The 17,157-nt window shown below is 58.6% G+C and carries 16 protein-coding genes and 1 tRNA gene; 1 reads left to right on the top strand and 16 read right to left on the bottom strand.

Going from position 1 to position 17,157, the window contains the following annotated elements:
* Positions 1-9: 9 nt before the first annotated feature.
* The 16 genes from recN to AC2TCY_RS06760 form a co-directional block, all read right to left on the bottom strand.
* The gene (gene recN / locus AC2TCY_RS06835) at positions 10-1,659 is read right to left on the bottom strand and encodes a DNA repair protein RecN (protein ID WP_480846394.1); all 1,650 of its coding nucleotides are present in this window, start codon (positions 1,657-1,659) and stop codon (positions 10-12) included.
* 36 nt (positions 1,660-1,695) lie between these two features.
* Positions 1,696-2,559 (bottom strand): outer membrane protein assembly factor BamD, encoded by an 864-nt coding sequence (locus tag AC2TCY_RS06830; protein WP_480846393.1) that lies wholly within the window; start codon positions 2,557-2,559, stop codon positions 1,696-1,698.
* Between the two features lie 126 nt (positions 2,560-2,685).
* Positions 2,686-3,606, bottom strand: a complete 921-nt coding sequence (lpxC, locus tag AC2TCY_RS06825; protein WP_480846392.1) for a UDP-3-O-acyl-N-acetylglucosamine deacetylase — start codon at positions 3,604-3,606, stop codon at positions 2,686-2,688.
* A gap of 213 nt (positions 3,607-3,819) precedes the next feature.
* A complete protein-coding gene (ftsZ, locus tag AC2TCY_RS06820) occupies positions 3,820-5,436 on the bottom strand; it encodes a cell division protein FtsZ (RefSeq protein WP_480846391.1) in 1,617 nt (538 codons plus the stop codon).
* A 345-nt stretch (positions 5,437-5,781) separates the two neighbouring features.
* Entirely contained in the window at positions 5,782-6,153 is a 372-nt protein-coding gene (locus AC2TCY_RS06815) for a hypothetical protein (RefSeq protein ID WP_480846390.1), read from the bottom strand.
* A 37-nt stretch (positions 6,154-6,190) separates the two neighbouring features.
* Positions 6,191-7,525: a cell division protein FtsA gene (gene ftsA / locus AC2TCY_RS06810; RefSeq protein ID WP_480846388.1), complete on the bottom strand. Its 1,335-nt coding sequence runs from the start codon at positions 7,523-7,525 to the stop codon at positions 6,191-6,193.
* Positions 7,526-7,533: 8 nt separating this feature from the next.
* Positions 7,534-8,541: a cell division protein FtsQ/DivIB gene (locus AC2TCY_RS06805; RefSeq protein ID WP_480846387.1), complete on the bottom strand. Its 1,008-nt coding sequence runs from the start codon at positions 8,539-8,541 to the stop codon at positions 7,534-7,536.
* The gene (locus tag AC2TCY_RS06800) at positions 8,529-9,446 is read right to left on the bottom strand and encodes a D-alanine--D-alanine ligase (protein WP_480846386.1); all 918 of its coding nucleotides are present in this window, start codon (positions 9,444-9,446) and stop codon (positions 8,529-8,531) included. Before AC2TCY_RS06800 ends, AC2TCY_RS06805 begins: the two co-directional genes overlap by 13 nt.
* Before the next feature lie 110 nt (positions 9,447-9,556).
* Positions 9,557-10,483 carry a UDP-N-acetylmuramate dehydrogenase gene (gene murB / locus AC2TCY_RS06795; RefSeq protein WP_480846385.1) on the bottom strand — a complete coding sequence of 309 codons (927 nt, stop codon included), beginning with the start codon at positions 10,481-10,483 and terminating at the stop codon, positions 9,557-9,559.
* The gene (locus AC2TCY_RS06790) at positions 10,480-10,773 is read right to left on the bottom strand and encodes a hypothetical protein (protein WP_480846383.1); all 294 of its coding nucleotides are present in this window, start codon (positions 10,771-10,773) and stop codon (positions 10,480-10,482) included. Before AC2TCY_RS06790 ends, murB begins: the two co-directional genes overlap by 4 nt.
* Positions 10,774-10,797: 24 nt before the next feature.
* Positions 10,798-11,064: a DUF2484 family protein gene (locus AC2TCY_RS06785; protein WP_480846381.1), complete on the bottom strand. Its 267-nt coding sequence runs from the start codon at positions 11,062-11,064 to the stop codon at positions 10,798-10,800.
* On the bottom strand, positions 11,061-11,309 hold the full coding sequence (locus AC2TCY_RS06780) for a DUF2484 family protein (RefSeq protein ID WP_480846380.1): 249 nt from the start codon (positions 11,307-11,309) through the stop codon (positions 11,061-11,063). The genes AC2TCY_RS06785 and AC2TCY_RS06780 overlap by 4 nt, the downstream gene beginning before the upstream one ends.
* A 79-nt stretch (positions 11,310-11,388) precedes the next feature.
* Complete coding sequence (gene murC / locus AC2TCY_RS06775) at positions 11,389-12,798, bottom strand: UDP-N-acetylmuramate--L-alanine ligase (RefSeq protein ID WP_480846379.1); 1,410 nt, start codon at positions 12,796-12,798, stop codon at positions 11,389-11,391.
* Entirely contained in the window at positions 12,795-13,892 is a 1,098-nt protein-coding gene (locus AC2TCY_RS06770; RefSeq protein WP_480846378.1) for a UDP-N-acetylglucosamine--N-acetylmuramyl-(pentapeptide) pyrophosphoryl-undecaprenol N-acetylglucosamine transferase, read from the bottom strand. The genes murC and AC2TCY_RS06770 overlap by 4 nt, the downstream gene beginning before the upstream one ends.
* Positions 13,892-15,055: a putative lipid II flippase FtsW gene (gene ftsW / locus AC2TCY_RS06765; RefSeq protein WP_480846377.1), complete on the bottom strand. Its 1,164-nt coding sequence runs from the start codon at positions 15,053-15,055 to the stop codon at positions 13,892-13,894. The genes AC2TCY_RS06770 and ftsW overlap by 1 nt, the downstream gene beginning before the upstream one ends.
* 358 nt (positions 15,056-15,413) lie before the next feature.
* On the bottom strand, positions 15,414-16,289 hold the full coding sequence (locus AC2TCY_RS06760) for a hypothetical protein (RefSeq protein WP_480846376.1): 876 nt from the start codon (positions 16,287-16,289) through the stop codon (positions 15,414-15,416).
* 179 nt (positions 16,290-16,468) lie between these two features.
* On the opposite strand from AC2TCY_RS06760, the gene AC2TCY_RS06755 reads away from it, so the two are divergent.
* Positions 16,469-16,544, top strand: a tRNA-Thr gene (locus AC2TCY_RS06755).
* The last annotated feature ends 613 nt before the right edge of the window (positions 16,545-17,157 follow it).

Raw genomic sequence — 17,157 nt, 5'->3', positions numbered from 1 at the left:
GGTGTGGTTTCAAGCGTCCAGCAATGCGCGGGCGGCGGCACGGGCCTGTTCGGTGATCGTGTCGCCCGCAACCATTCGGGCGATTTCATCTACACGGTCGGCGTCCGACAATGGCAGGACGGTCGACAATGTCTGCCCGTTCGCCACCTGTTTCTGAACGCGCCAATGATGCGCCGCGCGGGCGGCAACCTGTGGTGAGTGCGTCACCACCAGCACCTGCCCGCCCTGAGCCAGCGACGCCAGCCGTCGACCCACCGCATCTGCCGTCGCACCACCAACGCCACGATCGATTTCGTCAAAAATCATTGTCCGGGCGCTGTCGTCACCTGTCAGGCAAACTTTGAGCGCCAACAGAAAGCGGCTGAGTTCGCCGCCCGACGCGATCTTGTTTAACGGCCCAGAGGGCGCGCCCGGGTTGGTCGCAACGGTGAAGGCGACGGCATCGGTACCTTCGGGGCCGGGATCGGTAGGGGTGAGTTCCGTCTGAAAGACTGCGCGTTCCATTTTCAACGGTGCAAGTTCGGCCATGACGGCGGCATCCAATTGCCCGGCAGCCTGACGGCGCGCGGTGCTGAGGGCCCGCGCAGCATCGTTATACGCTGTCTGAGCAGCCTCTACCGCAGCCCGCTTTTCCACCAGATCGGCATCGCCGGCCTCAAGTCGGCTCAGGCGGTTTCGCAGGGTTTCGGCAAATGTGCCCAGCTCATCCGGGACTACATTGTGCTTGCGGGCCAGGGCCCGGATTGCAAACAGGCGTTCTTCGGCCTGTTCCAGTTCCACCGGGTTGAAGTCCAGCGCCTGAAGGCAGTCGTTTACCCCGTCCTGTGCCTCGCCCAATTCGATCAGGGCGCGACCCAGGGCGGCGATTGGGTCCTCAAGCTGGCCATTAGCGTTGTCAGAAACACCTTCGAGCCAGCGCACAGCATCCGCCAAAGCGCCCTCGGCTCCGTCGCCACCCAAAAGGACAAACGCCCGAGCAACATCATCACGGATACGTTCCGCCCCCTGCATCATGCGGCGGCGCGCGTCGAGATCCGCATCTTCGCCTGGCTGTGGGTCAAGTTGATCCAGTTCAGCGACCGCGTGGCGCAGGAATTCCTCTTCGCTGCGAACGGCGGCAAGTGCCGCTTCGGTCTCGGCAAGTGCCTTACGGGTGCGGGACATTTCGTTCCATGTTGTGCGAACGGTGGCCAGTCGATCCTCGGCCTCGGCGTATGCGTCCAGCATCGCGCGATGGCCGCGCGGGTTTAGCAGGCCGCGGTCATCATGCTGACCGTGCAACTCGATCAGAGTTTCCGACAGCGCCCGCAGGACTTCGCCCGAGCAGCGACGGTCGTTGACCCAGGCGGTCTTGCGACCCTCAGCCGTGTTGACGCGGCGCAGGATCAGTTCCTCGCCACCGGGCAAACCGGCCTCAGCCAGCACGGCATGAGCAGGGTGATCATCAGGCAGCTCGAATTCAGCTACCACTTCCCCCTGCGCGGCGCCCTGCCGTACCAATTCGGCGCGACCGCGCCATCCCAAAACGAATCCAAGCGAATCCAAAAGGATCGACTTTCCCGCGCCGGTTTCGCCGGTCAAAGCGTTCAAGCCCGGCTGGAACGTTAGTTCCAACCGGTCAATAATCAGCATGTCGCGGATATCAAGGGCGCGCAGCATCGGGTCTTTAGCGTCCCAAGCCAAAAGCCATGGCGATTACAACCACTCACCTTTGATCGTCTGGCGGTAGATCTGGCTGAGCCAATTGTTACCGCGGCTCTTGAGGTCCAGACCGCGCGATGTCAGTAACTGATACCCTGCATCGTACCATTCAGACGATTGGTAGTTGTAACCCAGAATCGCACCAGCCGACTGCGCCTCATCCACCAGACCCAGCGAGAGATATGCCTCGATCAGACGATAGAGCGCCTCGGCTGTGTGGGACGTCGTCTGGAAATCCTCGACCACGACACGAAACCGATTGATTGCGGCAGTGTAGTGATCCTGACGCAGATAGTAGCGTCCGATTTCCATTTCCTTGCCGGCCAAATGGTCAAAGGCCAGGTCAAATTTCAGAACCGACGAGGTTGCATATTCACTGTCGGGATAAACCTCGATCACCGTGCGTAGCGCCTGCAACGCCTGAAAGGTCAGACCCTGATCGCGCCCGACCTCATCGATCTGGTCATAATAGCTGAGCGCCAGCAGATACTGGGCATATGCCGCATCTTCATCGGCGGGATAAAAATCAATATACCGCTGAGCTGCTGCGCGGCTTTCGGCATAGTTCCCGTCCGCATGGAACGAAAACGCCTGCATGATCAGCGCTCGCTTTGCCCAATCGGAATATGGGTACAGACGTTCGACTTCGGAAAAATACCAAGCCGCATCATCCGAGCGATTCTGTGACAGCTCGTATTCGCCGCGTGTGTAAATCTGTTCGGGAGTGTACCCTTCGAGGTTCTGAGTGCGATCGGCGCCCTTGTTGCCGAACAGGCCTCCGGCACCGCCGCATGCCGTCAAAGTTGCTGCCAGAAGAACCGCGCCTGCGAATCTGACTGCCGCTTTGGTGCCAACCATTCCGCCCATCCTTGTCGTCTTGCTTAACGGGGTTCGCCCCGGATCGGGCCTTGGTCTAGCACATAAAATTCCGGTGCAAAACGCCTTATGCGCGCTGTGACGCAATTGTCTTTCAAGGTGATCAGATCACGCAACCTGTGGAATTTCGCTGCGTACAAGGCCCTGCCCCGGCAAAAGTGCAGCCTGTTCGGGGGTGCACAGCACCGGACGCACCGCACCGGGCGTTTCGAACAGCTTGCGCAGCAGGGTGTTCGTCATCGAATGGCCGGACTTTTCACCAGTAAATCGTCCTAGAATCGGTCCGCCTGCCAGATACAGATCGCCCAAAGCGTCCAGCATTTTGTGTCGCACGGCTTCATCGGCGTGGCGGAACCCACCGGGGGTCAGGACTTCATCGCCCTGCACAACGACAGCGTTGTCCAGCGTTCCACCCAGGGCCAGCCCGTTTTCGCGCATCGCTTCAACATCGGTGCGACGGCAGAAGGTGCGACTATCACATAGTTCGCGTGCAAACGTTCCGTTGCGCATATCCAGCGTTTTGGTCTGGCTGCCGATGGCATCGTCTTCAAAGTCGATGTGGAATTCGATTTCGAGCCCGTCGGACGGAACGATCCAGGCTCGTGCGCCTTCCCGCTCTACCATTACTGGTTTGAGGACCTCGTAGGCCAGAACCGGCGTGGCCTGACGGCGCACGCCCTTGGCCATAATGCCACGCACAAACTCGACCGACGACCCGTCCATGATCGGAACTTCGGGCCCATCAATCTCGATCAGTGCGTTGTGGATGCCACAACCGGCCAGAGCGGCCATGATGTGCTCAACAGTCGACACCGAAACACCCGCATCGTTGACCAAACGCGTACAAAGCGGTGTACGTTCGACTATGTCATAGATCGCAGGAACCAGCGCATTGCCCAGCTCGATATCAGTCCGTTTGAACCAGATTCCGTGCCCGGCAGCTGCCGGTTTCAGAACCATCGTCGCAGGCTTGCCGCTGTGCAGCCCGACGCCATTGAACGTGACTGAAGATTTGAGCGTATGTTGCAATGTGAACCTCAGCGAGTGGTGTCCAGCCTTCATCGGGCTGTGTTGCACTCCAACTAAGGAAGAGGGCGCCAAGGCTCAACTCACTCTTTGTAACCGAATGAAACATGCATGTAACAGATCGGCAAAACCCTGCTTACCGCCCCCCAACAGGCTGTTTTACAACAAGAAAGGGCCGCCAAATGGCAGCCCTTCAATGAGATTTTGTGACCGGTATCAGTTGGCCTGACGGCGCAGGAAGGCGGGAATTTCGATGCGATCCTGCTCGGGGTCGGCCTCTTCCCGAGCGGGTGCCGTAGCGTCAGCTTGGCGGAAAGAAGGTTGCTGGCGCACTGGCTGAGCCGGTGTATCCGCCGCGTGACCTGTCATCCGGTCGATCAGACGATTGAACCCGAAACGGGGGCGATCTTCGGCTGATTGCTCGGGCTGAGCCGCAGGTTCTTGTGGCTGCTCGGCTGCCATCCGCGCCCGGGCAGCAGGAACGTTCTTTACTGCTGCCTGCAAACGCTGAAGCGCTTCGGGGGACGGTGTGCCAGGCAACTGGCCACGAGGCGCTACAAAGCTCTCTGGCGCAGCCTGTTCAGCTTCTGGCTGCGGTTCAAATTCCGCCACGGCTGGCTGATAGGCCGGCGGCGGCAGGCCATCATCATCCTGCGCAACGGCTGCGGGCTGCTCATCGCTCCACCCGGGATTGAACTCGACATCTTCGATCGATTCAAACAGCGAGGGCGCGATGTTACTGTCCCCTTCGGATGCAGCGGCCTCAGCAGCTGGAGCCTCTGCCTGTGCGGTCTCTTCCGCCGAAACAGTACGCGTCAAAGGTGCCGACATCGAGCGGCGGGCGACCGGCACTTCTTCGTGCTTTTCGTTTGCGTCGATACCGGTGGCCACAACCGAGACCCGCATGCCGCCTTCCATCACGGTGTCCAACGTCGAGCCTACGATGATGTTGGCCTCGGGGTCTACTTCCTCGCGGATACGGTTGGCAGCCTCGTCCAGTTCGAACAGGGTCAGATCGTGCGAACCGGTGATGTTGATCAGCACGCCCTTGGCGCCCTTGAGGCTGATTTCGTCCAGCAGCGGGTTGGCAATCGCCTTTTCAGCCGCCTGAACAGCGCGATCTTCACCGGTGGCCTCACCTGTACCCATCATTGCCTTGCCCATCTCGTCCATCACCGCGCGAACGTCGGCGAAGTCGAGATTGATCAGACCCGGGCGAACCATCAGATCGGTCACGCCTTTGACACCCTGATACAGAACGTCATCAGCCATCGAGAATGCTTCGGTAAAGGTGGTTTTTTCGTTGGCGAGACGGAACAGGTTCTGGTTCGGAATGATGATCAGCGTGTCGACAACCTTTTGCAGCGACTCGACCCCATCTTCAGCCTGACGCATCCGCTTGGCGCCCTCGAACTGGAAAGGCTTGGTCACAACACCAACAGTCAGCACACCCAGTTCCCGCGCGGCCTGTGCGATGATCGGAGCGGCACCTGTACCAGTGCCCCCGCCCATGCCTGCGGTGATGAAGCACATATGCGCGCCAGCAAGGTGGTCAACAATCTGCTCGATGCTTTCTTCAGCTGCTGCTGCACCAACGGTGGGTCGCGCACCTGCGCCCAAACCTTCGGTTACTTTAACCCCCAGCTGCACCCGCGCCGAAGACTGGCTTTGCTGCAATGCTTGCGCGTCAGTGTTGGCGACCACAAAATCGACGCCGTCCAGCTGTTTTTCAATCATGTTGTTGACGGCGTTGCCACCTGCACCGCCTACGCCAAATACTGTAATCCGAGGCTTCAGTTCGTCGTGCCCGGGCATCGAAAGATTCAATGTCATGCTCTGTCCGCCTGTTTTTTGACCCGCCAAAGCGGTGTTTTTCTTACCTATCCAAGTTCGATTCTACATTTCGAATCCCCAAACGTCACGCCAAAAATCGCGCAAATCCACAAAATATGGAGGAATTAAGGCGCAAAACAGCGGCATTTCGCTTTCATCGCCAGATGTTGCGGGACAACACTAACCCGGCACAACACAAGCGGTCGCGACATCACGGATCAGGCGACACGTCATGTGATTTAGTTTTTCGATTATCGCGCAAAACTGCTCGGTGTCCTGCCGCGGGCCTCTTGCGGGCCTTGTGGATATTTTGAGGGATAAACCCGTCAGCCGCAACCCATTTCTTTAACTGATTGGGGCACTTGGGCAGTTTAGCCCCTGCTCTGAGATATTGCGCACTTCCTGAATCTCTGCGTTTGCAAAAGTGGCCAGCCGCACCATCAGGCGATCCTGATGCAGAAATGGCCACCAGCAGACGGGTACTCTGTCGGGGTCATCGTCATAGAGAAAGCAGATCTGTCCGTTCGGCGTTGTGATCTGACCATAAACGCAATCCCGGTTCGGCATGCGCCAGACCGAGACTGTGCGGCTTAGGAATTCTTCGGTTCCGACCAGATCGCCGCTGCGCACCTCGTAGAATTGCAGGGTTTTGCCGACCGCTGCATTCAGAAACGCTTCTGGTGAGATCGCCGTCTGAGCCATCGCAAACGCGGGCATCGCGACGAGCCATGCTCCCAGAGCTCTGCAAAGCGCCCTACCAGTTGTCACGGAACCAGCGCACAGCGCGCTTAAACGGGCGGGCCGCATACGTATCTACCGGGATCTCGAAGTCCCACCATTCATCCTGCGGATGCGCTGCAAACAAGCTCAGACCGACAGCCGACGAAAAGCTGGGTCCGGTTGCAGATTGCGGCAAGCCATGGACGCGAAGCGGGCGGCCCAGGCGCACACGCTGACCCAGGATCCGGCTGGCCAACCCGTCAAGACCCATGATTTGGCTGCCACCGCCAGTCAGGACGATCTGCTGGCTCGGCATATGGTCAAAGCCTGCGGCATCCAGTCGGATACGGACCTCTTCCAGTATTTCCTCGACACGGGGACGCATGATGCCGATCAGTTCAGCGCGGCTGACGGTACGGCGATCGTGCTCCCAATCGCCGGTGTCGCCACCAATGTCGATCAAATCGCGGTCGTCGGCGCCGGTTGCATGAACACCGCCGTTGAAGGTTTTAATCCGCTCGGCCACCGCAGCTGGAACACCCAACCCCATCGAAATGTCCGAGGTCACGTGATCGCCACCCATCCGCACGCAATCGGCATATATCATGTGCTTTTTCATGAAAATCGACACGCTGGTCGTACCACCGCCCATGTCGATGCAGGCTGCACCCAGCTCCTGCTCATCCTCGACCAACGCCGAGATGCCCGAGACGTAGGCCGAGTTCGCAATACCAGCCAGCTCCAGATCGCAGCGCTTGATACAGCGGACGATGTTCTGAATCGAAACAGCGTCCACAGTCAGCATGTGCATGTCCACCGCCAGCGACTGCCCCAACTGCCCGCGCGGGTCGGTCAGCCCCGAACGGTTGTCGAGCGCAAAATTCACGGGCTGCGCATGCAGTACTTCGCGCCCTACCCCGTAATCCGGCACATCACAGGCGTTCAGAACCCGGCCAACCTCGGCTTCGGTAACCAGTTGCCCTTCCAAATCGACCTGCGCGTCCAACCCGTAAGAGCGGGGGTTTGCCCCCGAAAAACAGGCGATGACATGATCCACGCGAATATCGGCCATTTTCTGCGCCGCTTGCAGTGCGGTGCGGATGGCGCGTTCGGTCTCTTGCATGGCGGTGACTTCGCCGAACTGCACGCCACGCGACCGTGTGGTTGCCGCACCGATCACGCGGAACCCGGTCTGCCCGGCCATCGAACCGATGGCGTTGTCCTCGCTCAGCGAACCTGCGCCATCGAAACGCAGTACAAGGCAGGCGATCTTCGAGCTGCCAACATCCAGAATGGCGACGACGCCCCGCTGCATCGCCTGCCGGCGCATCTGGCGCATGGCGCGTTGGGACTGATAAAGATCGGTCATCATTGTCGTTATTGCCCGTTATCCACTGTAACTTTTGTATTCCACCAGGCTTCGCTGGCTGTTTTGTTCATTCTGATTGTCGGTCGTTGCCCGAGCCGCATGTCGACCACGGCAACGTCGCGTTCCAGAAGGTTCTGTACTTCGTTCACTGCCAGCACCCGTTCCAACGCACGAACCGGGCGATCGGTCGGCAGCATGATGCGCTGACCGCGATCCAGAACAAGATCCCAACGCCGTTCGCCAATGCGCACAAGACCGCGAACACGGCTGCCCAGATTGCTGGCGGTCTTCAGAACCTCAAGCGCCTGCGGAACATGCTGATCCGCGCCCTTGCCCGCAATCAGCGGCAAGCCCGCGTGGTCGGCACGCGACGCGACGCGATCTACATGAGCACCGGTGTCGTCCAGCAGCTCAATTCCGTCGCGAGTTCGCCAGACAATGACCGGTTGCCGCTCGACAACATCGACTTGAAGAATGCCTCCAGGACGTATTCGGACTGTCGCGGATTTCACTGGGTCGAGACCTGTGATCGTGTCGCGGATCAGCTCGACATCCAGGTCCCAGGAACTGACGGGGAAATCCAGCGGAACAACTTCGCGGATATCATCCGAGAGCCAGGTGCCCGCACCGTCGATTGCCATGAGGTTAACCATGAATTCAGGGCGTTCCTGAATCGAGGTCTTAATATCGGCCACATATGCCTCAAGCGCATGGCGCCGCTCTTCCGACGCCAGGTAGAGACCAATCCCCGATACCATGACCAGGACAGGCAGGCCGATTTTCAATCCTCGCCGAATACCTGGCGTCAGCATCCAACGCTGGAACCGATAGCTCAGGCGCGACGGGGCTGGATCGGATCGCCCAGCCGAACGACCGAACAACCTGCCTCCGCGTAGTCGAAACTTTGGTTGCACCTCAGGCTCTGCCGCTGCAGCCGACCGGAAATCCGCATCTGGCCCTGCCAGAGGTTTGGCCCGGTGGATGACTGGCGCACGGGTGGCGGTCAACGGTCGCATGAGGCGTCCTCCACCATCCAGGCGCAGAGTTGGCCAAACGTCATGCCCAGATGGGCTGCCTGCTCGGGGGCCAGCGACGTGGGCGTCATGCCGGGCTGCGTATTGGTTTCCAGCAGGAACAACCCGCCCGCCCCTTTGCTGTCATCCCAGCGGTAGTCCGTTCGACTGACACCCCGGCATCCCAGCGCGTCATGTGCACGCACGGCATAATCCATGCAGCGGTCAAAGATGTCCTGCGGAATATCGGCAGGCAACACGTGCCACGAGCCGCCGGGCTTGTATTTGGCGTCGTAGTCGTACCAGCCGCCGTCGGTCATGATTTCAGTCACGGTCAGGGCGCGGTCTCCCATCACCGTTACTGTCAGTTCGCGGCCTGCAACATATTTCTCTACCATCACCTGATCCGGCATCTCTTCCGAGAGCTGTGGCGGACCATTGGACCCTTCGTGCACGATATAGATGCCAACGCTGGAACCTTCGTTGTTGGGTTTGGCCACGTAGGGCGGCTCCATGACGTGAACCTCGATCACTTCGACCTTGGGAACGATCACGCTGGGTACAATCGGCAGACCTACTGTCTGGTAGATTTCCTTGCTGCGCTGTTTGTCCATGGCGAGCGCTGAGGCCAGAACCCCGGAATGCGTATACGGAATGCGCATCCATTCCAGCAGACCCTGCACACAGCCATCTTCGCCCCAGCGGCCGTGCAGGGCGTTGAAAACCACATCCGGTTTGATATCCAATAGGCGTGCATAGAGGTCGGGACCCGCGTCCAGCTCGACCACTTCAAAGCCTTCTCCCCTGAGGGCGGCTGCGCATTCGCGCCCGCTGCTGAGAGACACCTCGCGTTCCGCCGAGGGCCCACCCATCAATACCGCCACTTTGGGGTTTGTCCTGCTCGACATACCCACGTTCGTGCGCCTCAATGTCCCCGGACCTTATGTGGTGGTCCGTACTGCGTTATGCCTTTGATCCGTCGCCTGAATTGCCTGTTTTTGGTCTAACGGTCGGGGCTTCAATCTGTCAGCGGATCACCGACCCGCATGATTTCCCACTCTAGCGTGATGCCGCTTGTTTCGTAAACCTTTTTTCGCACTTCTTCGCCCAGACCTTCGAGGTCCGCGGCCGAGGCATCGCCGGTGTTGATCAGGAAATTCGAGTGCTTTTCACTCATCTGCGCGCCGCCCAGGATTGCGCCGCGCATCCCGGCATCGTCGATCACCTTCCATGCCTTGAGGTCGTGCACGTCATCGGCCCGGCCTGTAGAAGAGAACCCGGCCGGGTTGCGGAAAGTTGACCCGGCGCTGCGATCTCTGGTTGGCTGGGTTTCATCGCGCTTTCTCAACTGAGCTTCCATTCTGGCGTGCAATTCTTCAGGATCGCCTGAAGGGCCGGCGAACTGGGCCGATATCAACACCGCGCCATCTGGCAGGTCGGATTGGCGGTAGCGGAAGTTCAGGTCTTCGGGCGCAAGATCCACGACCTCTCCTTGCCGCGTGACGATAGTCGCCTTGCGCAGAACATCAGCCGTATAGCTGCCATAACAGCCTGCGTTCATTCGAACCGCTCCGCCAATGGAACCGGGAATAGTGCGCAGAAAAGTCAGATCAACCCCCGCATCCGCCGCCTTGCGCGCCACATGTGCGTCCAGCGCGGCAGCGCCTGCGGTAACCGTGTTACCCTGAACCGAGATATCGTTGAACCCGCGCCCCAAGCGGATAACTACAGCGCGCAAACCACCATCGCGAACGATAAGATTCGACCCCACGCCCATAGGAAAAACCGGAGTTTCGTCGGGCAAGGCGCGCAGAAATGTTTGCAAATCATCGATGTCCGCAGGTTGGAACAGATAATCCGCCGGTCCACCAACGCGCAGCCATGTAATATCCGACAGCTTTCGCGCCTCGGACAAGCGACCGCGCGTAGTAGGCATCAAGTTCATGCGCCCGCCCGTGCCGCCAGGCTGCGCCCGCCTACTCCGCCCATGATTACGGCGAACAGGAAGGGAAGGACACCGGCGGTCAGCCAGACAAGGGGTCCAAAGGCTTTTTCTTCTTCACCCGTTCCAATGCTTGCCAGCATGACGATCAGGACCAAACCAGCCGCCGAAGTCAAACCGATCAACCACAACAGGCCGCGTAGACCGATCCAGCGCCCCGCGACGAAGCCCGCGCCCGCACCGAGGACAAAAGAAATGAGAGGCAAATATGCAAGTGTGGTGGCGTTCACCATGGCGGTTCTCCTGAAGCTGGCCAGCTATTTGTCGGTCGCCTTCATGCCCTGCATTTTCGTCTTTGTCCAACGGGTCATGTAAATCACCGGCCAACGCAGCACAGACATGCCGGCGGCCAGAACGACCAACCCGATCCAGGGACCGTTCTCATAGGTGACAAATCCCAGAATTGGCACTCCCACGGCAATCAGAAAATAGGCGCGGGTCCAATGGTTGTCTTTACTGGGAATCATCGCCAACACGTTGGCGACCAACCCCCACAGACCGGCAAGCGCAATCGACCAGCTCATTCCGGCACCTCTCGTCCGGTCCATTTGCGCCAGTAATACCGGATGGGATTGCGGAACATCGAGACAAAACCGGCGAAGCCCAGAACCGAGATGAACCAGCCATAATCATAGCCCAACCAGACAATCAGAACCGGAGCACAAATCAGCAGAATCAGGCCCGGAGGGAATTGCATGCGCATCGGCAGCATCGCCACGATGGTAGCGAAAATAACCCAAAGGGCTGAAAAGACGACAGATAATTGCATTCGCCCCTCCGAGCCCGTTGCTGGTTATCGCAAGCGCGAAATCACATCCCAAAGTTGTGCACCCAAATGGCCCACAACGTCAAACGGCTTGTTTCCTCTGCAATCTCACAGGCAACCCATTCGCCCAGGCACTGATGGTACCGGCACCGAGACAAACAACCATGTCGCCGGGACGAGCTTGCTCGCGTACGAGGCGTTCGAGGTCATTTTCATCCAACAAGGCCCGTGCGTGGCGATGACCATGGCGGATAAGCCCTTGCACGAGGTCATCTCGACCAGCCCCTTCGATCGGATCCTCACCAGCGGCGAATACTTCGGCGATAGCCACAACGTCGGCGTCGTTGAAGCAGGTGCAGAAATCGTCAAACAGATTTGACAGGCGCGAGTAGCGGTGCGGCTGGTGAACTGCAATCACGCGGCCATCTGTCGCTTGACGGGCGGCCTTAAGAACGGCAGCAATTTCGACCGGGTGGTGGCCGTAATCGTCGATGATGGTAACGCCGTCGATCTCGCCGACCTTGGTGAAACGGCGGTTCACCCCGCCGAAATTTGCCAGCGCCTCGCGGATTTCCGACGCTTTCATACCCAGATGACGAGCAACGGCCACAGCCGACAAAGCGTTCGAGACGTTGTGATCACCGGGCATCGGCAAAGTGCAGCCTTCAATCATTTTGTCTTCATACTGCAGGTGGATGTCGAAATGCGCGACGCCGCCTTTGTACGTCAGGTTTTCGGCGCGAACATCGGCTTGCGCGTTGAATCCATAGGTACGTACGCGGCGATCTGTGATGCGCCCTACAAGCGCCTGCACCTCGGCATGGTCAGTGCAACAGACAGCAAGGCCATAGAACGGCAGGTTCGAAACGAACTCGTGAAAGCCGTCGCGCAGCTTATCGAAGTCGCCCCAATGCTCCATATGCTCGGGGTCGATATTGGTAACGATGGCAATTGTGGCTGGCAGGCGGTTGAAGGAACCGTCGCTTTCGTCAGCCTCGACCACCATCCATTCGCCCTGCCCCATTCGCGCATTCGAACCATAGGCGTGGATGATGCCGCCATTGATCACGGTCGGGTCAAAATCGCCTGCCACCATCAACTCGGCCATCATGGTCGTCGTGGTGGTCTTGCCATGCGTCCCGGCGATGGCGATGTTCGAGCGCAGGCGCATCAGTTCCGCCAGCATGTCGGCACGGCGGACAACCGGCAGGCCCTGCGCGCGTGCTTCATCCAGTTCCGGGTTACCCGGCTTGATCGCGGTCGAAGTGACGACAACGGCGGCGTTCTTTAGGTTCTCGGCTTTTTGCCCCACGAAAATTTCGGCGCCCAGCCCCCCCAGACGGTCAGTGATCTTCGAGGCCTTGAGGTCGGACCCCTGAACCCGATAGCCCAGATTCAGCAAAACCTCGGCAATGCCCGACATCCCGATCCCGCCAATCCCAACGAAGTGAATCGGCCCTACGTCTTGCGGCAGTTTGGTTGCTGGATTCATGTGGTCTCCTTCTGCGCCAATTGCTCGACGAGGGCGACCAGACGCTCGGTGGCATCGGGCGCCCCGACCGACAGGGCGGCATGGGCCATTTTTTGTGCGGCTTCGGGGTTTGTCAGAACGGCGGTGATTTGCTCTGTCAGCGCCGGAACGTCAAGCGCGTTTTCGGGGATCATGATCGCCCCCCCTGCCTGCACCAGTCCGCGTGCATTGGCGGTCTGGTGATCGCCAGCAGCAGCAGCGAAGGGGATCAGGATCGACGGGCGACCGATGACCGAGATATCGGCGACACTGGAAGCACCCGAGCGGGAGATGACCAGCTGCGCCTCGGACATACGGCGAGGAACATCCTGAAAGAAAGGTTTCACCTCGGCCAGGATACCGTGATCTGCGTAGAACGCGGTGACACGCTGGCCATCTTCATCGCGCGCCTGGTGGGCAACGCGGACATGCGCGCGCAGCCCATCGGGCAACGCTGCAATGGCGCCGGGCACCTTGTCGCTGAGGATTCGCGCCCCCTGAGAGCCACCCATCACCAGTATCGACATCGGATACTCACCCGGCGGGATATATCCCGCAGCCGCACGGTCCAATACTGCGGCGCGCACCGGGTTGCCAGTGTGAACGCCACTCGCGCCTTCGGGCAGGTCAGTAGGCCAGGCGCCGCAGGCGACATGCGCGACGCGGGTAGCAAACAGCTGGTTCACCCGGCCCAGAACGCCGTTCTGTTCGTGGATCATGCGAGGGATCTTAAGCATGGTCGCTGCGCCCAGCGCCGGGATGGACGGGTAACCGCCAAACCCTACAACCACGTCCGGCCTGTCGCGCATCATCTGGTAAGCCATGCTGGTGACGCCCGCTGCGATTTTCGGACCTGCCATCGCCTTTGCAGCCAGCCCGCCGCGCGCGAAGGTGGCAGAAGACGCCTCGACAATTTCGGTGGAATGCGGAAAGCCGCTGGTATAACGCGCACCACGCGCATCGGTGGACAGGCGCACCCGCCAGCCCTTGTGAAGCATCGCCTCGGCCAACGCCTGAGCGGGGAACATATGGCCCCCGGTACCGCCAGCCGCAATCAAAAGGTAAGGTTTCCCCATTATCCTCTTCCGCGCAGAATATCGCCAAGTTCGCCCTGCGGGCGGTTTCGGGTAAACGCCAGCAGCATTCCAACCGCGATGCCACCGGCAATCAGGGATGAGCCGCCGTAGCTGACAAACGGCAGTGTCATACCCTTTGCAGGCAGCAGGCGAACTGCGACGCCCATATTGATCATCGCCTGAACACCGAACATGCAGGCGAGACCGGTACCCGCAAGACGGATGAACATGTCGCGTTCCCGCATCAGGCGCAGCAACGAACGAACCACGATGATCGAATAGAGTGCGATGATGATCAGCACCAAGATCAGGCCGTATTCCTCGGCTGCGACAGCGATGATGAAATCGGTGTGCGCATCCGGCAAAGACCATTTCACCTGCCCTTCACCCACGCCGACACCGAACAGTCCGCCTTCGCGGATCGCGTTTGTAGCGTAGCCAAGTTGGGTGGTTGGGTCGACCTCCTGATTGAGAAAGCCGTCGATACGCCGGGCAAAGTGTTCCGAGTTCGAATAGGCAAACATTCCGCCAAGAACGACGAAACCCGCCATACCGACCAATAGCAGCATGGGCGCTCCGGCCACGAAATACATCACACCCCAACCAAACAGGATCAAACACGCCTGACCGAAATCGGGCTGCATCACCAACATGGCAACGATGGCCATGCACAGGGCAAAGGACCACAGCCGCCCCGGAGGGCCGTTTATCTCTTGCGACGCAGCCAATAGCCACGCAGCGACCACGACAAAGCCGGGTTTCAGAAATTCCGATGGCTGAAGCGAGGCAAAGCCGAGCGAATACCACCGCACAGCACCTTTGCCGAAATCGGTGCCGAAGATCGGTAGGAAAACCAATGCGACGAACGCTGCCAAAAAGCCCAGAACAGCCAGACGCCGCACCAAAGTGGGCGACATCATCGAGGTCAGAAGCATAGCAATCAGCGCCAACCCGCCGAACAGCGCCTGGCGTTCGACATAGTGGAATGGATCGAACCCGTTCCGCCCTGCCAGAGGCGGCGATGAAGCTAGCCCCAGCAACAGCCCGATGACAAACAGGATCAGCACGCAGGACATCGTCCAGCGATCAATCGTCCGCCACCATTTTGGTAGAATCGGTTCGCCGCGCTGGTTCTGGACCGCGCCATACACCATCTCAGTCATGAGATACCGCCACTATCTGCCTCGTCAACGTCCCGTTTTCGGGATCTGATTGAGAGTCTACAGCGAAATTCGCGTTCAGGCCAGCTTCTTGAATGAGCAGCCCTGCAAAAAAACAACCACCTCGCGGATGACCAACGCAGGATCACAGCCTGCCGTTGTGCCAGACTTCCGATCGAAACAGAGCGTACGCCCAAAGCCGCTTCACGTGTAACGCTTCGAAATGAGGCCTAGCCGCTTCGTTTTTTTGTCAGCCGTTAAGGGTTAATGAGCATCGACACCAAAACTCTAGTCAGGCTCCGGTCACCCAATTGGCGCGTCGAACGCACTGTCACTCGACCGAGTTTTCCGCCCCACTTCATTACGGCTTCAGGAACCGAATGTCCGGCATGTTCTGCAGACGCGCCAGGTCCTGTTCGTAAAGCTCAGTGAAGGCCTCGACGATTTCTTCGCTCCAACCCGGCAAGTGCAATTCTTCTTCGATCGCTTCCGGCAAGGCGTGCGCCTGAAAAACTCCGACCAGCGCATCGCGCAACTTTTTGCCACGTTGTGTCGGCTCATGCTCGATCAACTGACGCAACTGGTGTTTGCCGGAATCCGACAATAAGGAAGACAGCAATCCGTACTCGTTTGTTAACGGAGTGTCGTCCGGCAAGCCTACCATGGCACGCAGTATGTCACCCAAAATCAGCGGAGAATCTTCGTTACTCCATAAGGTGATTTTGATGTCAGGAGCTAGATCACGAATATCTTCAATCACGGTCAGCCAGCTGAGACAGCTCAGATCGGTTGTGCTGAGGACATTGCGGCGTTCCTGCTCGGGAAGCCACATCAGCACCCTTGGAATGAAGGTGCCGAGATTACGTAAGCTAATAAATAACTCAACGGGAAAACCGTCCAACAGATGGCCCAAATGCGCCATGCGTTTACCGGCCAGAGGATAGAGCTGACCGCCGTCAATAACCGACGATTGCTCTCCGATGAAAGCGGCGCAGGACAGAATCGCCCGATCAACAGCACGTCCTTCGGGCATGAGCGATAAGAAGCGCGAAAGCGTATTGGGTTCTGGGTCGCCGCCGCCAGGCACGTTCAGAACCGGTCCGAATATCTGCTTGTAGCGTCGAGGACCCCAAAATGAACCGCCATTTTGGCCAACTAACGCAGCATTCGCCTGGAGCAGCTTGATGAGCCGCCCCTCATCGGTAAACAAAGCGCCGGCGTGAATAGCCACATGCATGTTTGATTTAGCCCCAATTTCTCAAGCGTCTCTGTCCGAGTTACAGCCTGCGCATAACGCAGTCAAACGCACCCCCAAAAGCGGTTCGGCAGCGGGTTAGAAAAAAATCCGTCTGAGGCTAACAATGTCTGAAATTCGGGCTTGCAGACTCTGTGCTGAATCAGTAATCCACGCCAAGTGCCCCTATAGCTCAGCTGGTAGAGCAACTGATTTGTAATCAGTAGGTCCGCGGTTCGAGTCCGTGTGGGGGCACCATTTTCAAGAGAAAATCCTCCAAAAATCGTAAATTTTGTAGGTTTTCAGCAGAGTAACCCCAAAACTGTCACACAGATTGCCACACAAGTCGTGCACACTTCCCCAGTACGCCTTGCTGAGTTTAGAATCTGTATCATTCGGCGGCTTGTTTACTTCACCGGACACCTGTGTCGCATGACGCCTGAATTGGGAGCTTCATACGACATTAAGCGTGCTCGACGATCACAAGGTTGAATTTGCAAATGGGTCGCCGCTCTGGATCCTGCGGACTTGTTGAATGGTCTCGGTTTCTTTGCAGACGTGCTGCGAGAAGAACTCGACTGGATGGGAATTCAATTTGTTCAACCGGAACCGGTTGAGTAGCGTATAGGATACCTTCCACGATCAGGCCAAGTTGCTGACGGCCTGATCGATCTTTCCGGACAAAGCCATCTTCCTTGCAATCGAATAAATGGAAAGTAAGGTGCGAATTCGCAGTCCCGGTACCGTCTCGGGCAATCAACCAACGAGGTGCAACAGCGGCCACACCGCCAACACATTGCTTTTCTTGGAGAAAAGTGGTGCCCGGGGGCTGTGTTCTATTCCCGTTACAGGCACCCTCGTTAGGTCTCCC

Source organism: Ruegeria sp. HKCCD7181 (genome assembly GCF_057221055.1).
Note: the sequence above shows the minus strand (reverse complement) of the source record. Positions and strands in the feature narration are given on the sequence as shown.

What these genes read in the sequence shown, in the direction of transcription:
- recN (WP_480846394.1), bottom strand. Translation starts at nt 1,659, where the DNA reads ATGCTGCGCGCCCTTGATATCCGCGACATGCTGATTATTGACCGGTTG.
- AC2TCY_RS06830 (WP_480846393.1), bottom strand. Translation starts at nt 2,559, where the DNA reads ATGGTTGGCACCAAAGCGGCAGTCAGATTCGCAGGCGCGGTTCTTCTG.
- ftsZ (WP_480846391.1), bottom strand. Translation starts at nt 5,436, where the DNA reads ATGACATTGAATCTTTCGATGCCCGGGCACGACGAACTGAAGCCTCGG.
- AC2TCY_RS06815 (WP_480846390.1), bottom strand. Translation starts at nt 6,153, where the DNA reads ATGCCCGCGTTTGCGATGGCTCAGACGGCGATCTCACCAGAAGCGTTT.
- ftsA (WP_480846388.1), bottom strand. Translation starts at nt 7,525, where the DNA reads ATGACCGATCTTTATCAGTCCCAACGCGCCATGCGCCAGATGCGCCGG.
- AC2TCY_RS06805 (WP_480846387.1), bottom strand. Translation starts at nt 8,541, where the DNA reads ATGCGACCGTTGACCGCCACCCGTGCGCCAGTCATCCACCGGGCCAAA.
- AC2TCY_RS06800 (WP_480846386.1), bottom strand. Translation starts at nt 9,446, where the DNA reads ATGTCGAGCAGGACAAACCCCAAAGTGGCGGTATTGATGGGTGGGCCC.
- murB (WP_480846385.1), bottom strand. Translation starts at nt 10,483, where the DNA reads ATGAACTTGATGCCTACTACGCGCGGTCGCTTGTCCGAGGCGCGAAAG.
- AC2TCY_RS06790 (WP_480846383.1), bottom strand. Translation starts at nt 10,773, where the DNA reads ATGGTGAACGCCACCACACTTGCATATTTGCCTCTCATTTCTTTTGTC.
- AC2TCY_RS06785 (WP_480846381.1), bottom strand. Translation starts at nt 11,064, where the DNA reads ATGAGCTGGTCGATTGCGCTTGCCGGTCTGTGGGGGTTGGTCGCCAAC.
- AC2TCY_RS06780 (WP_480846380.1), bottom strand. Translation starts at nt 11,309, where the DNA reads ATGCAATTATCTGTCGTCTTTTCAGCCCTTTGGGTTATTTTCGCTACC.
- murC (WP_480846379.1), bottom strand. Translation starts at nt 12,798, where the DNA reads ATGAATCCAGCAACCAAACTGCCGCAAGACGTAGGGCCGATTCACTTC.
- AC2TCY_RS06770 (WP_480846378.1), bottom strand. Translation starts at nt 13,892, where the DNA reads ATGGGGAAACCTTACCTTTTGATTGCGGCTGGCGGTACCGGGGGCCAT.
- ftsW (WP_480846377.1), bottom strand. Translation starts at nt 15,055, where the DNA reads ATGACTGAGATGGTGTATGGCGCGGTCCAGAACCAGCGCGGCGAACCG.
- AC2TCY_RS06760 (WP_480846376.1), bottom strand. Translation starts at nt 16,289, where the DNA reads ATGCATGTGGCTATTCACGCCGGCGCTTTGTTTACCGATGAGGGGCGG.